The 15,466-nt window shown below is 52.2% G+C and carries 10 protein-coding genes; all 10 read left to right on the top strand.

The genetic code is table 11. The features are described from left to right. Window positions 1-53: 53 nt before the first annotated feature. Complete coding sequence (locus tag OCU74_RS15940) at window positions 54-518, top strand: phage tail protein (protein WP_087481995.1); 465 nt, start codon at window positions 54-56, stop codon at window positions 516-518. Between the two features lie 62 nt (window positions 519-580). Continuing rightward, window positions 581-1,057, top strand: a complete 477-nt coding sequence (locus OCU74_RS15935) for a phage tail protein (protein ID WP_087481994.1) — start codon at window positions 581-583, stop codon at window positions 1,055-1,057. A gap of 48 nt (window positions 1,058-1,105) precedes the next feature. Next, window positions 1,106-1,276 carry a DUF5908 family protein gene (locus OCU74_RS15930; RefSeq protein ID WP_159457451.1) on the top strand — a complete coding sequence of 57 codons (171 nt, stop codon included), beginning with the start codon at window positions 1,106-1,108 and terminating at the stop codon, window positions 1,274-1,276. A 56-nt stretch (window positions 1,277-1,332) separates the two neighbouring features. Further along, entirely contained in the window at window positions 1,333-2,007 is a 675-nt protein-coding gene (locus OCU74_RS15925) for a CIS tube protein (protein ID WP_200807764.1), read from the top strand. Then, entirely contained in the window at window positions 2,004-3,791 is a 1,788-nt protein-coding gene (gene vgrG, locus OCU74_RS15920) for a type VI secretion system tip protein VgrG (protein ID WP_087481993.1), read from the top strand. The genes OCU74_RS15925 and vgrG overlap by 4 nt, the downstream gene beginning before the upstream one ends. Window positions 3,792-3,813: 22 nt before the next feature. Next, window positions 3,814-4,113 (top strand): PAAR domain-containing protein, encoded by a 300-nt coding sequence (locus tag OCU74_RS15915; protein WP_087481992.1) that lies wholly within the window; start codon window positions 3,814-3,816, stop codon window positions 4,111-4,113. Beyond that, complete coding sequence (locus OCU74_RS15910) at window positions 4,113-4,553, top strand: GPW/gp25 family protein (protein ID WP_087481991.1); 441 nt, start codon at window positions 4,113-4,115, stop codon at window positions 4,551-4,553. Before OCU74_RS15915 ends, OCU74_RS15910 begins: the two co-directional genes overlap by 1 nt. After that, a complete protein-coding gene (locus tag OCU74_RS15905; protein WP_087481990.1) occupies window positions 4,537-8,475 on the top strand; it encodes a baseplate J/gp47 family protein in 3,939 nt (1,312 codons plus the stop codon). The genes OCU74_RS15910 and OCU74_RS15905 overlap by 17 nt, the downstream gene beginning before the upstream one ends. After that, window positions 8,472-11,492, top strand: coding sequence for a hypothetical protein (locus OCU74_RS15900; RefSeq protein WP_087481989.1), 3,021 nt, complete (start codon window positions 8,472-8,474; stop codon window positions 11,490-11,492). Before OCU74_RS15905 ends, OCU74_RS15900 begins: the two co-directional genes overlap by 4 nt. Beyond that, window positions 11,479-15,432: a contractile injection system tape measure protein gene (locus tag OCU74_RS15895; RefSeq protein WP_087481988.1), complete on the top strand. Its 3,954-nt coding sequence runs from the start codon at window positions 11,479-11,481 to the stop codon at window positions 15,430-15,432. Before OCU74_RS15900 ends, OCU74_RS15895 begins: the two co-directional genes overlap by 14 nt. Window positions 15,433-15,466 lie beyond the last annotated feature (34 nt).

The raw sequence follows: 15,466 nt of genomic DNA, 5'->3' as shown, positions 1-15,466 counted from the left end.
AATCGATCAGACATGCATTCGGTCGGGACTGAATAAACGTAAGGGGAAATATCATGGCAGATGACGGCAGCAAAGAAGGCAGCACATGGCCCATGCCGAAATTCCGGTTCGAAGTGGATCTGGGTACGGAACTCAAAGGTGTCGCCTTTCAGGAAGTGTCCGGTATGGACAAGGAAGTTCAGGTAATCGAATACCGCCACAGTAACAGCACCTTGTTCTCCACGATCAAAATGCCAGGCATTGCGAAATACAACAATGTCACCATGAAACGGGGTGTGTTCGTCAATGACAACAACTTCTGGAAGTGGATGGATGAAATCAAAATGAACACTATCAAACGGCGTACGGTGTTGATCAAACTGCTCGATGAGAATGGTTCTGTGACCATGCAGTGGCAGTTGAATAACGCCTGGCCGACCAAAATCACCGGTACTGATTTGAAATCGGATGCCAATGAAGTTGCGGTCGATACGCTGGAAATCGCGCATGAGCAGTTGATCGTCACCAATGGTTCGTAACCGGAATCGTTGGTGAAATGGATCGTCTGCAATGAAAAGCACTGTTAAACACAGGAGTCGCGATGACTTATAACCTTCAGACCAGTTTTTACTTTCGGGTCTCCGTTCCCGGCACCGGCAGTAGTGATGCGGCCTTTCAGGAAGTCTCGGGGCTGAGTAAAGAACTGGGAACGGAAGAGGTTGTGTGTGGCGGAGAAAACCGGTTTAAGTACCGGCTTCCCACCATTGCCACGTTTCAGAATCTGGTGCTGAAACGTGGCGTCACTTCTGCGGAGTCGTCGCTGATTTCCTGGGTCAAAGATACGCTGGATGACGGGCTGGCAACGGCGGTTCAGACCAAAGACATAAAAGTCCAGCTATTGGATGAAAACGGAGATATCAGCATGAGCTGGAGTTTTGTCTCCGCATATCCGGTGAAATGGTCAGCCAGCGATCTGAAATCTCAGGAGAGCGAAGTGTTTATCGAAACACTGGAATTTTCTTATCAGTATTTCGAGATCGATGACAGCCGGGAATCACAGACCGATCTGTTTAGTTAGGCTGTTTCATGAACCTATTTAGGGGATTGTGTATAGGGAGAAATAGATATGCCGGTAGAAATACGGGAACTGGTGATCAAGACCGAGATTCAGAGCCAGCCGGAATCCGCGCAGGACACCATGAATGAACAGCAGTTGAACGCGCTGAAACAGCAAATTATTCAGGAATGTCTGAAACAGTTGCGCCACCACTCCCGGAATTCTCCGTTGGAGCGGTAAAGCAGTCGGGTGATCTGAATGTCGGTGACGGAACCAGCCAACACAAGGACGAATGAATGAGCGGATTGAAGAAAATGCGGATCGTCGCCTACAGCGACGAAAAATTCTCCAGTAAATCGGGGGAATATGTAGTGATGCTGAATCCGGAATCGCTCAAGATTGACCGTGGGGTGAACTATAACGAGGAGCAGGCACCCGATGCCGGAAAAAGCTCACCGAAATATCGTTCTACGCCGGGAGAACGCCTGAGTTTTGAGCTGGTGATCGATTGTAGTGGCGTTGTTGACAGCTCCCGGACCGATATGCCGACGGAAATCAAACAGCTCAAGAATGTGGTTTATGACTATCAGGGCAGTATTCATCGTCCTAACTATGTTGCGGTTTATTGGGGGCAGGGACTTTCATTCAAAGGTGTACTGACCGGAATGGATACCAACTATACCTATTTCAAGCCGGATGGTACGGCGTTGCGGGCAAAAGTCTCTCTGCGTTTTACTTCCTATCTGGACCCGGCAACCGCTGCACAGGAAGAAGATAAACAGTCTCCGGATCTGACGCATCTGGTGCAGGTGGTCGATGGAGACAGTCTGCCGCAGATCAGCCAGCAGATTTATCGTGACCCAAATCTCTATGTGCAACTGGCAGCCTTTAACCAACTGGATAAATTCCGCCATCTGGCTGCCGGAAGCCAGATCGTGGTGCCGCCTTTAAAACGCGGAGGTGAGTCATGAGCAGCGAGCCGAATGGTGCTGTGGCAACCATAGAAGTTACGGCCAATGGCAGTACGATTCCCGGGGATTATCAGGTTCACAGTATTCAGGTTCAGCAGCATCTGAACCGGATTGGCCGGGCGATGCTGGAAATTCTCGACGGAAATCCTGCTGCTGAAAGTTTTCAGATCAGTGCATCGGACACTTTTGTTCCCGGCGCTGAGGTCGTCATTAATCTGGGTTACGAAGGCACCAATAAAAAAGTTTTTTCTGGCATTGTGACTAAACAGTCGCTGCATGTGAATCCCGGATTTGGCCCGATGTTACGGGTTGAATGCCGGGATAAAGCGATTCAGATGACAGTTGGCCGCAAAAGCTCGGCCTATCAGAACCAAACCGACAGCGATGTGATGTCAACACTGATCGGCCAGTATAGCGGGTTGAGCGCTGAGGTCACCAGTACGTCGGTGTCACTGCCGGAGCTGGTTCAGTATTACACCAGCGACTGGGATTTTCTGCTGAGCCGGGCTGAAATCAACAGTCTGGTGGTATCGACCGACAGTGGCAAAGTCTCGGTTTTTTCTCCGACGGCGCAAACCAGTTCGGTGCTTACGGTGACCTATGGCGATAATCTCTACCACTTTAATGCACAGATGGATGCGGTGACTCAACTGGCAAGTGTGAAGTCCAGCGCCTGGGACTATAAAAACCAGCAACTGATATCGGAGTCGGCCAGCAATAGTCTGAGCGGGCCGGGTAATCTGAGCAGTAAGAAACTGTCGGAAGTAGTGGGATTGTCTGACTTTGAATTACAGACCACGGCTGCTGTTTCCGAAGACAATCTGACGCAGTGGGCCAAAGCTCAGATGCTGAAAAGCGAACTGGCGAAAATCACCGGTGAAGTCCGTTTTCAGGGCGATGCCGGTGTTGCTGTCGGTAACTATCTGACCATTGACGGGATGGGCAGCCGTTTTGACGGTGACCATTTTGTCTCCGGTATCGAACACGACTATTCCGACGGCAACTGGTTCACCACCGCTGATATCGGGCTTTCACCCTTCTGGTTTGTTCAGGAACATGAAGTGATGGCACCGCCGGCTGCCGGTCTGCTGCCGGGAGTTGAAGGACTGTTTAATGCCACGGTGAAGCAGATCGATCAGGACCCGGACAATGCTTACCGTATTCTGATTGAGTTGCCGTTGTTTAATGATGACGGAAAAGGTTTGTGGGCACGCCTGACCAACTTCTATTCCAGTAGTGGGTTTGGCGCTTTCTTTTTGCCGGAAGTCGGAGATGAAGTCATTGTCGGTTTTCTCAATCAGGACCCGCGTTTCCCGGTGATTCTGGGCAGTGTGTACAGTGAAAACCGCAAACCATACAGCGAGTTGTCTCCGGATTCGGAGAACTCGAAAAAAGCCATTGTGACCAAAAGTGAGTTACGCATTGTTTTCGATGACCAGAATAGTGTCATGACGATTACTACCAAGAATAACAATGTGATCACGCTCAGCGATCAGGACCAGAAAATCTCAATTGAAGATCAGAATAGCAACTCGCTGGTGATGTCTTCTTCCGGTATTGAGATGAAAAGCCCTTCGAGTATCACCATTCAGGCGGATCAGAATGTCACGATTAAAGGGGAATTGGGCGTTTCAATTGAAGCATCCTCAGGGGATGTCAAAGTGTCGGGCCTGAATGTGGATGCCAGTGCCGATATGCAGTTCAGTGCCAAAGGAAGTGCCACGGCGGAGGTTCAGGGCGGTGCTGAACTGACGCTGAAAGGCGGCATCGTGATGATCAACTGAGAAGCGTGATAAGGAGCAAATGATGCCACCAGCAGCAAGATTAACCGATTTTCATGAATGCCCGATGGTGACACCCGGCGTGCCGCCGGTTCCTCATGTCGGCGGCCCGGTTTCCGGACCGGGATGTCCGACGGTGCTGATCGGCAGTCTGCCTGCGGCCCGTGTCGGTGACATGCTGGTTTGTGTCGGCCCTCCGGATACGATTGTCGCCGGTTCGGCAACGGTTCTGATCGGTGGAATGCCGGCAGCCCGTATCGGTGATTCAACCGCACATGGCGGCAGTATTGTTCTGGGAGATTTCACCGTGATGATTGGAGGCTAATGATGGAACCGAATCAGTTTCTCGGCCGGGGATGGAAATTTCCTCCCGAGTTTTCGTCTGCAACACATCAGGTGGTGATGAACGAAAGTGAAGCCAATATCAATCAGTCGATTGACCTGATTCTTCAGGCTTACCGGGGAGAGCGGAGCTTATTACCTGCTTATGGTGGAGACCTGCGGAGTTTTCTGTTTCGCAACCGGGATGCCACGCTCAAAGATGAAATTGCCCAGTCGGTCCGGCAGACCCTGCTCAATGATGAGCCGAGGATTCATGTCGATCAGGTGGAAGTCATGTATATGACGGCGTCGGATGAACTGGTGGTGATTCAGGTGAATTACACGATCCGGAAAACCAATACCCGGCACAACCATGTTTTTCCGTTTTCTTTACTGGAAGGGACCAATTTAACAGCAGGACAGAAAGGTGCGGAACCACGCTGATACGGATGCACTGTTGCGGGATATCAGTGCCAGACTTGACCCTGATAATATTCTGGTTGATGACCGGAGTATTCGGGATCGGCTGGCCTTTATCGCGGCATTCGCTGAGCTGATTGTGTTTTATGATGAACACAATCAACCGGCTGGTAACTGGCGGGCCTTTGTTATCAAAGATCCGGTTATTCTGCTGGCGGTAATCAGTAAAACATCCTATCAGGGGTTCTATGAGAACTTCAGCCGGATCCAACCTTCTTTCCGTCTGGTTAAACAGCGGGTATCACAACCGGAAACGGCCGATTCGTCTCAGACATCCGGCTGGTCTGAAATGTTGCGAAGTACTATCCATCAGCTGTTGGGACTGCTGGATCAGATGTTTCAGTCGCTCAATGAGTGGATGAACGTGATGGAGCAGGGCCAGAATGATTACCACCTGCGTCAGTTTCTCGAACAGAAAATCAGTGACTCACTTGCTGATGCTCTGTGGCAGCGGGTCGATGTACAGAATTACCTTGCAAATACAGTGAAAGACTGTGTAGCACCGGTTTCTGAGCGGTCATTGAACGGCTTTTTACCCCAATGGGAAAAACAGTCGGCTCAGCGTGTTCATCCCGGTTCTGTCCCTGAAGCAATGGACCTGCTGGAGCAAATCTATCAACAGGTCTTTTCCTGTTATGTTCAGGTGATTACTTCAGCCCGGCAGGCATTTGAGCAGCTCAGCGAGCAGCCCTGTGATTTCCCGGATACGGCATTACTGATTGCATTCCACCGTTTACTAGCCTTTTCTCAGCAAGGGCTGAATCAGTATAGCCACCGGCATCTGCAATTTTACTATCAGGATATTCTGCATCAGAAGATTCGTACTGCGGTACCGGATCGCACTTATCTTTGTCTGACGCTGGCACCGGGACATACCAGCCTTAACCTGCCGGACGGAACCACATTTGTCGGCGGAAGCTATGCCAATAAATCTCCGATTCTGTTTGCATCGGTTGGTGGCTGTGAGATCAATACGGCACAGATGGGGCAGTTGATTAGTAGCAGCTATTGTCCCGTAGAAGTGCAATCACCGGTTGCTGAAGCTGTATCGGCAGAGGAGAGTAATCAAAAGCCAGCAGAGAACACTGAACAGAAAAAACCTGCCGAACTCCCTGTTTCTCGCCAGCAGAGAATAGAGATACTACCGGATAGCCGTCAGATCCGGCGGAACAGCGCACAGCAGGTCTTAGCCAGTGATTGGTTCGGCGGAGAGCAGACACAAGAGATTCGGCAGGGATTTGTGTTCGCCAGTCCGATGCTGATGTTGGGTAGTGGTGTCCGGACAGTCACGATCACATTGTCACTGGATCAGCCAGTTGAGGTGGCAGCATGGCAGGGAGCCGAGTGCTGGCTGAGTAGTGCAAAAAAATGGTTTGCCGTCCCGGAGGTGCAGTGGACACAAGGAGAAGCGGCTCATCAGCTCCGGCTGATTCTGACATTACAACCCGATGAACCGGCGGTTGCGGCTTTTGCCAAACCACCGGCCGGTTATGATGGCATGTTGCCTTACTGTCGGGTCATGTTGCCGGATACGGTTGATTTGCAGGGGATTCCCCGTTTGCTGAAACTGGATTTTCAGGTTGCTGTGACCCAAAGTCATTCTTTCTTGCTGCTCAGTGATAATGGTCCGCTGGTAGCGGGAAAACCGATGCCGGTCCTTGGTGCAATACCGGAAACCGGCAGTCACTGTTATCTCAGCGATGCAGAAGTTATCGGGAAACCGCTGATACAACTTGATTTTTCTTTATTATGGGAGAAAATACCCGCTGATTTCAGCAAGTATTATTCGGCCTACAATACTTTTCTCCATCATCAGGGTGGCGCTAAGCAGACCTTTGATAACACCGCCTTTCTGGTGAAGTGGCAAGTCCATACTTCAGACGGATGGCAGCCCGTTTCTTCGCAGATATTTTCTGTTCCCGATGAAGATGAAGCTGCCGACTCTCAGCACAGCGAACCGAAGAGCAAACCTCACTGGTGGCAGCGCCTCTGGCACCGGAAACCTTCCCAGCCTCAACCGATCAAACAGCAGAATGATGGTTTGTTCGCTCAGCAGCATGTAACGCATAAGCGTAAAACAACCGAGGAAAATGCACCGGGAACCCGTTATCAACTGACATTTTCCGAGCCACAGCAGTGTATTGCTGCGCCACTGACCGGACAGCCGCAGATCAGAATGACACTGATGGCTCCGGCTGACGGATTCGGTCATGCAATCTATGCCCGGCTGGTCTCGGCGATCAGTCTGGACAATGCTAAAGTTCTGATGAATGGAGCCGGATTACTCGGACCGGTTGTCAAAGTTTTACGTGGATTGGGGCATCTGGTTGGTCTGAAATCATTGGGCGTTGTGCAGCCATTACCGTCATTACCCTGGGCGGTGAAAGCAAAACAGGCAACGCTGAGTTATCAGGCCGAACTCTCTCTGGATTTTACCGACCCGGCATCGGCTCTTACCGGCAAAACTCAGGATAGCAGTGCATTTACGCTACTGCATATCGGTGCGCTGGCGACATATCCCTATTTCTCCCGTCCGGCCGGGCAGGATGCACCGGGCACCGATTTACGGCATCTGAGATTGCAGCCATCTTCTCCTGATAAAACCGATTCGGCTCTGCCGGGGCTGGCGCTGTATGCCGGAGTCAGCCGTCCGGCCAATAGTCTGTATGTGCAACTGACTCAGGTTTTGCTGCCGTGTCGGGTGAATCTGTTTATTGAACTGGCTCAGGATATCGACAGTGAGCCGCAGCCGAGTGTAGTTGAACTGTATTGCTGGGGAGAAAACGGATGGCAGTCACTTTCCGTATTGCTGGATCAGACTGGTGGTCTGACACGCTCCGGTATTGTACAGATCGATTTACCTCAGAATGTCGTGTTGAACCCGCCTCAGTTTCCTGATGCCGATGCTAAAACCAAAGGCGTAGTCTGGCTGCTGATGACACAGTCTTCTGACCGGCGGGTGGCTTGCGTCTATTGTAATACGCAGGGAATAGAAGTGGCCCGGCAGACACCGATTCCTTTACCTGCGGGAGAATCTCCGGTGTTGAATGCCGGAAAAATCAGCGCTCCGGCAGTCAAAAATCCCGCTTTAGCTACTGTGGTTCAGCCTTTTGCTTCTTTCGGTGGGCGGGCCGAAGAATCGGCATCGGTTTTCCGGGAGCGGGTCAGCAAGCGTCTGAAAACCAAAGATCGTGCGGTTGCCTGCTGGGATTATGCTTTGCTGGCAAGACAGGCATGTCCGTCGCTGTTTTATGTGTGTCGCCTTCCGGGAGATTTACCGGGAAGTGTGCATCTGGGTGTGGTTCAGTCTTATTCGTCTTCCCTGACTGCCCATGCATTTCGTCCGGTAGTACCACGTGATCAGATACAACGGGTGATGGCGGCACTGACAAAACGGACGTCGGCGATGGCACAGGTCCGGGTCAGTAATCTCGTACATGAACCCGTGTCAGTAGTTGCCACACTGGTGATTCAGGCAACAACGAATGCCAGTGAGCTGCTGAATACCCTCAATGAAGGGATGAATCTTTATCTTTCTCCCTGGATTGATACGCCGCAGCAGCAATATAGCATCGAAGAAGGTTTGAGCCGGACGGCAGTGACTCGTTTTCTGGCCGGATTCACCGGAATTGTTGCCGTACCGTCTTTGCAACTGATCATTCATGGTGCAACACCACCCGATGGAAAAATATCATCGGATGGGAAAACTACCGCAACACCGTCGTCTGATTCATCCTCACCGGAAAGAATGATGCCCGCAACGCCGGACCGGATTTTTGTTTCGGCTCTGAAACACACCTTTCAACTGACCCGGGCCGGAACAGTTTCTCCGGAGAGCGAATCGTCCGGTGTTGCGCAGAACCAACTGACGGAGGCTTATTCATGAGTGAGATGAATTCGCAGCCAACGTTACAGCAGTTGGTTCAGGAAAACAGTATTTCTGCCGGGCCACTGCCGCCACAGCAGGATTTTACCTTTTTGAAGCAGGAAGGTATCAAACAGCTGAAATCTCTGGCGGGACATGTCTGGAGTAACTTCAACGAAAGCGATCCCGGTGTGACGATTCTCGATCAGGTGTGTTATGCCCTGACTGAACTCGGCTATGTGAATAGCTTTCCGATTGCCGATGTACTGACTCAGGCTGACGGTAAAATCGATTACGCGCAGCAGTTTTTCCGGGCTGAGGAGATTCTGACTACCGCGCCTGTGACCGTGGATGATTACCGGCGACTGGTACTGGACCGGATCGATGCGGTGGATAATCTCTATCTGACACCTCTGGTTCTCGATAAACAACAGACGGGGTTGTATCAGGTTGCTGTGTATGCCGGGACTATCCTGTCTGGAACGGACTCCGCTAAACGTAGCAATACGGGAAATAATGCTGAAAAGACCGCTGCCGATAACCTGATTCGTGCGGTTCACCGTTTACTCAATCAGCACCGCAACCTGTCTGAATACTTTATGTTACCGGTACTGTTGCAACCGCAGGCCATTGCTCTTTCCGGACAGGTTCTGCTGACGCAGGATGCCGACCCGCAGGAAGTCAGCGGGAAGATCGAACTGGCACTGGCTGACTATGTCAGCCCCCGATTCCGGCAGCAGGGATATCAGCAGTTGACTGCGGCTGGTTATACAACTGATACGATTCTGAACGGGCCGTTGCTGAAACATGGCTGGATTTGCGGGAATGGGCCGTCAGAATCTGTTTCGTCAGGAACGGAACTGGACGATAAGCGTCAGGAGGTTCTTCTGGTCGACCTGATGTTACTGATCAGTGAAGTTCCCGGTGTTGCGGTGGTGGAGCAACTGGCGTTTAGTGATGATCCGGCTCGCCAGTCGGTTTCTGTCGGTGCAGACAACATTGCAGTGATTTCACTAAGTGATACTTTTCAGATGGAAAGGCATCAGGTTTCGCTGAATATTTCTGCTACAAACGACTCTCCCCATTTTCTGTCCCGGTTATACGCCAGCCATCAGGCAAGTCCGGTGGATGCAAGTGTAGATTTAGCACCGCCACAGCCGCAAGGACGCTACCGGAATATTGAAAGCTACTACTCGATCCAGAATACATTTCCGGAAAGTTATGGTGTCGGAGCCAACTCATTGCAGTCCGATACACCGGATTACCGGATCGCTCAGTCCCGTCAGCTGAAAGGTTATTTGCTACTGTTCGATCAGGTGATCGCGAATCAGTTTTCTCAACTGGCGAATCTCGGTCATCTGTTTTCCTTCAGTTTCGGTACGGGTATGACGGCGGAAAATGCTTTGATTCAGCGTTACACCCCGGACAATGCTGACCCGCAGAGTATGGCGATTCCCGTCCAGACATTTGTCCGCAGTTACTTCTATCAGCCACTCTACGATGTGCCGGATGTTCAGGCGTTATTGCAGGGAAAAAACCGCTATCAGTATTTTTATCCGAATGATCCGGAAGACCCGAAACAGCGGGAAAAACTGGTGTGGCAGCGTTTCCGGCGTGATCCGTTTAATACCTATTATTACGGTCTGACCCGTTGTACTGAAACCACAGCAGAGGCGGAACAGCGCCGGGATGCAATGCTGAGTCACTTACTGGCCCGTCACGGTGAACCGGCAGATCAATATAATGAGATTATCGACGGATGCCAGTGGTACGGTGGACGACTGAAAACCCGGATCATCGTCAAAGGTGTCTGGCTACAAAACTTGCAGGCTTTATCTTACCGGCGCAATCAGGCGGGAGACTTTTCCCGGGCACAGCCGCTGACCTCGCCGGGGCGCTACCGGTTAGACGCGAAAACCTACCGTCAGCTCATGACTTCCCGGCATTCGGCCGTACTGGCTCCGTTACTGCGGGGGATTCATCACCGGGGATTTGCTGATCAGAAGACACTGGTTGCGGCGATGGCTCAGGCCAGAGTAGCCCACTTACGGGCCATGCTCGCGAAGCAAGGGCAGCCGGAGCAGGTAATTCATCATGATCAGGTGGTGAAGCGTTGTCAGGCGATTGCGGCATCACTGCCGTTGCAGGACGGAAATCGACAACTGCTGGAAAATGAGCAGGTGCAATACAAAACCCTGATGAGAGATGGCGTGCTGGACGCTAACGCGTTGAACCAGTTCGTGAAACTGACCGAACAGGATTATGCAGACTTTTCCGTATTTGAACTCAAGTGCGCCATTTTACTTGGCGTGGCTCGCCACCTGCAAACACTGGCTGTGACGCTGGTCCGCCTGAAACAGGTACCGGACTTTCTCAGCTGGCTGGCGGGGAATCCGCAAGAGGGTGAGCGTTTCCCGGAACAACGGACAGCATCGGATATGGCGGACGCCCTGCGTGATATCTCGGTACTCAGACAATCCGATGCGCTGGTGGTACAGATCGGAACTCAGCCGGTGCTGGTATTGCCGGTGAGCGAAGAAGGTTTCGGTTCATTACAGTTACAGCAGTATATCGATCAACTGGATTGGCTCGGTCGGGTCCGGCGGGGATTTATTCTGGTTGAAGAAACTTTGCTGCAACCAGATCCGACACCGACTGAAACTGATGCTTCAGCATCGTCTTCAAAACCAGCGGAGGCGGCCAAAACAGCCGGATATGGAGGGGAAGGATTACAGGCGGTTCTGGCATTTCCTGATTATGTCGTGCTGACTCAGCAGCGTCAGTTCCATACTTTTCTTGCCGACATTGTACAGCTTCACTGGCCCGCTCATGTCGTTTTGCAGTGGCGTCAGGGCAATTATCAGCAGATGGCGACACTGATTACCCGCTACTGCGCCTGGTATAACCGCCAGATTCATCAGACCAATACTTCACTGTGTAATGCGCTGGCTCCGGCAAGAACGGACAAGCCGAATGGTCAGCAGGCACTGAAGCAGGCGTTGTCAGCATTACAGGAGGTCACCTATGGCGCGGCATGAGCACATTATTGCCCAGTGTCAGTGGCAAACCTGCTTTGATGATCGTGACGATGCGGTTGCCTTGCAGAATGCTCTCAGTCAGTGGAGTAATCAGGTATTGCCCGGCATTCTGAGCCGCTGTTTTGAACAGCATTGTCCGGCAGCTCAAATCTGGCGGATTGATCGGCTGGAATTAAATCTGGGAACAATTGCCCTGCAGGATCTGGATCGTGAGTTGCCTCAGCGGGTCAGAGAAGCAGCTGAGGAAGCATTGATGCAACTGTTCCGGCAGCACCGGTTGCTGCCGTATTCCGGTGGTGCCCGGGGATTACAGATACTTGATCTGCATATGTCGGCATTGACACAGCTACGCTGGTTCTTATTACACGGAACTTTGCCCTGGTGGGAGCAGGGACTCGGTAATCCGGTATTCATGGTTGATCAGCAGATTGAACAACAGCCGCATGCGGTCGCTGAGCTGTTGCGTCAGGTCGGAAGCTCAGCAGTGGTCCGGCGCAGGATTGTCTGGCAGTGGGGAGAATCCCGGATTCGCCGGACAATCCAGATTCTGGAACCCTGGCATGCCGATTTCATTCACCGGTACGCGGATAATCTGGCGCTGAGTCAGCAACAGCAGCCATTTACCGGCGTACACCTCCGGGAGCTGAAATCCAATATCTGGTACTGGATTCTGACTCATCTGCTGGTTGAGCGGGGAACGTTGTTTAATACGCTACAGTTTGTTCGCTCGACATTGTTCCAGATGGCTCAGCATTATCAGCTGGATTTCTCCGCTCTACTGCACAATCTCAGTGATGTTGCCCGCCAGATGTTGTCACTGGGACTGATGGGGCCGAGGTTTTTGCAGGTTCTGGTCCTGTTGGAAGAGCATGAACAGCCTGTCGGGAAAGCAACGGTACCGGAAGAAGAGCCAGATCTGTGGCAACTGCTGCAACAGATGCTGCACCACAGGGAGACTGTTCATCGGGAGACTAATCACCAACAGGGAATGCGACCGGTTTACCTGCATGAGTTATTTACCCGGTTAGCCGGTAGCGATGCCGCCAGAACGGCCCGGATTATCCGGGCAGAAGGACGCTCAGAAGCTGTGCGGCTGCACCTGCTACAGCAATTCGATCAGGAACAGCTACAAACGCTGGTTGCAGTAATTGCGCCGGGAGATCAGCTTTTTATCCGGACCCATGTCCGGCATACGCAAACCATGCTGCGGGAGCAGCATCTTGATCCGCAGCTCATCTGGCGAATTCTGCTGGATTATCTGCTGGCCAGTAGTGGCAGTTATTTTAACCGGCGTCAGTTGGTGCAGACTACTCTGACCGGGCTAAGTCGTCAGTATCATCTGGATTATGCGCTGTTACTGGCGATGCTGGTTCGGGCTTCGGTCCAGTGGCAACTGACTCCGCACCATTTTGAACTACTGGCAATTCTTCAGGAATTGCAACGGGCAACACTGAGTGATCACGACGCAGGTAGTGTGCTCCGCCTGCAACAGGAGATAAGTGGTGAGTCTGATGTCGATCCGATGCGGATACTGATTGCCATATTACATCTGCACCCAGAGATTCGTCACCGGAGTTTCCTGCATCTGTACCGGCAACAGGGATGGCAGGGAAAAGCACCAGGCGAGCTGAGCCGGTTTCTGGTTCAGTCACTTGCGGCCTGTGACCGGTTGAATCTGAGTGAGATTCAGGCATTGCTGAGTGTGTTAGCACCACAGGATGGCTTTCCGGCTTTTGAACTGCTGACAGTGCTGCATCAGCACCACAGACAGGGATATCTGGCTTATCTGCCACCATCAGACCCGATGGAGTGGCTGACGACGTTGATGGTTGAAGCATTGCTGGAACCGTTAAAACGGCCGGGGCAGGTCAGTCGCTGGCAGGAGCAGTTTCTGGTGGTTTTAGAGCGGGAGAGCGGGCTGGCGTCTCATTTCTGGCGTGAGTTATTTGTTCATTTAAAACTGAAATCTCAGACCGGACAATCCGGGCAATGGTTTGAAGCCGATGGTATGGCTGCGGAGTTGTCCGACCGGAGATCCGATTCCGGTCAGATACTTCCGGCTCTGAGTCAGTCATCAACGAGAGTGTTCGCCACACTGATGCAACTGTTGCAGCCTTCGTCAGGGCATCAGCCGGTTCAGGATGTGATTCTGACCACAATCATTGACCATCCAGATGCGGTCAGTTTGCTGATCCGCCTGAGTCACAATCCGGAAGGACAACGGTGGCTGGCACCATTACTGCCGGTTTCTCTCCGGCGTGAATCAAGCCGCCGGCAACTATTGCAGGCACTGATGGAGTGTGTCAGCGAGGTGTGCGGGAAAAGCCCGAGCGGTTTGGCAGAGAGCCTTCAGCGGAGTTTCTGGCAGATTTGGGTCAGAGAAATCCGGGCTTACCGGGCATTGCACCACCATGTCATCGGATTTGCTGTTGAGCTGTCCGGCTGGGTTACGTCACTGCTACGCCTCTGGGCCCGGCAGCGCAATGTCCGATGGTCGGTATTGGCGCAGAAAATCCGGCAACAACGACCTCAGGATGCTCCCGCAGGTCTGGACTGGATGCTGGTGCTGGCACAACTGAATACGGTGAGAAACGACACTGAATTTGAGATGTCCGATGTCCGGACCAAAACAATGCCGCAGGTAAAAGCTCCCGGACATCCTGAAATATCCGCAGGTCATCATCGCACTGAAACGCCGACTCAAATGACGGGTGAGATGCCAGAATGGTATCAGGATAGCGCCGGTCAGTATTTACGGCAGCCAGCATGGACCTACTGGCTGACCGAATGGCTGAAATCAGGTCAGTTGCCGGTGGATGTTTCCGAGGCTCGCTACATTGACTGGCAACAGGCTCTGCTGGACTGGCTGCACTTTTATCCGGAGTCTTTCCGGCAGCGGATCTCCGGATTATCCCGCTTCCCGGTGGTTCATCACCGCCTGCTGATGCACTTATCACTGGCGGCTTTGCTCGATGTCATGGAACGGTCGCCCAAATCACTTCAGGTTGAGATCCAGACCATTCAGGTGTTGGAACAACTGTTATTGCAGCTGAATCTGCCGCAGATGAGTGTTGCTGAGCGGCAGCAGCATCTGCTGTCATGTGTACTGGATGTCTGGCTCAGTCAGCGTTGGCAGGATTTGACTGGTGATGCATTGGTGGCGGCATTGTTCTGGAAAATATTGCAGTCCGGAACCGTTTCGCCTCAGTTGCTGGTGGAGCAGTTATCCCGATCCGGGCTGGCGACAACCTATGCTCTGGAAGTCTCTGTCCGGGAGTTCGCCGATGTGTTACGCAATGCTCCGCAAAGCAACGCTGCATCACCGATGCATCTCTCGGAATCAGTTTCTGATTCTGTTTCCGGGCTGTCCCGGACGAGTCTTTGGGATGGAGAACTGAGGGAAGTCACCGATGAACAGCCAGAGCAGCTCCGGACCATTCCGATGGCTGTACTGAATGCCGGTCTGGTGCTGATCCAGAGTTTCATTCCGGCTTTTTTCGAACGGCTGCACCTGACACAGGACAATCAATTCATCACCCCCGGAATGCAGCGGCGTGCTGTCCACTGCCTGCAAGTCCTGGCGACCGGAGTTCAGGAATCCGGGGAACATCTTCTGCTGCTGAATAAAGTGTTGTGTGGGCTGTCTTTATCTGAGCCGGTGGAAGCCGGTATTCATCTCTCCGCAGAGGAAACGGACATTGTTCACAGTCTGATCGAGGCTGTGATCAACTATTGGCCGGCTATCGGAAAAACGTCGATTGACGGATTTCGCGGTAACTGGCTGGTCAGGAATGGCACCCTGACCGAATCACAGGACCACTGGGACTTGATCGTTGAAAAACGGCCTTACGATATTCTGATTACGCGAGCGCCGCTGTCTTATTCGATCATCAGGTTACCTTGGATGAAGAAACCGATTTACGTCACCTGGCCAACTTAACCTTCGGGTTGGCCGTTTGTACTGTGAATTGTGA

Source organism: Vibrio mangrovi (assembly GCF_024346955.1).
GTDB lineage: Bacteria > Pseudomonadota > Gammaproteobacteria > Enterobacterales > Vibrionaceae > Vibrio > Vibrio mangrovi.
This window is presented reverse-complemented; position numbering and strand designations above follow the sequence as displayed.

Coding starts and splice junctions, on each gene's coding strand:
- OCU74_RS15940 (WP_087481995.1), top strand. CDS start 54: ATGGCAGATGACGGCAGCAAAGAAGGCAGCACATGGCCCATGCCGAAA.
- OCU74_RS15935 (WP_087481994.1), top strand. CDS start 581: ATGACTTATAACCTTCAGACCAGTTTTTACTTTCGGGTCTCCGTTCCC.
- OCU74_RS15930 (WP_159457451.1), top strand. CDS start 1,106: ATGCCGGTAGAAATACGGGAACTGGTGATCAAGACCGAGATTCAGAGC.
- OCU74_RS15925 (WP_200807764.1), top strand. CDS start 1,333: ATGAGCGGATTGAAGAAAATGCGGATCGTCGCCTACAGCGACGAAAAA.
- vgrG (WP_087481993.1), top strand. CDS start 2,004: ATGAGCAGCGAGCCGAATGGTGCTGTGGCAACCATAGAAGTTACGGCC.
- OCU74_RS15915 (WP_087481992.1), top strand. CDS start 3,814: ATGCCACCAGCAGCAAGATTAACCGATTTTCATGAATGCCCGATGGTG.
- OCU74_RS15910 (WP_087481991.1), top strand. CDS start 4,113: ATGATGGAACCGAATCAGTTTCTCGGCCGGGGATGGAAATTTCCTCCC.
- OCU74_RS15900 (WP_087481989.1), top strand. CDS start 8,472: ATGAGTGAGATGAATTCGCAGCCAACGTTACAGCAGTTGGTTCAGGAA.
- OCU74_RS15895 (WP_087481988.1), top strand. CDS start 11,479: ATGGCGCGGCATGAGCACATTATTGCCCAGTGTCAGTGGCAAACCTGC.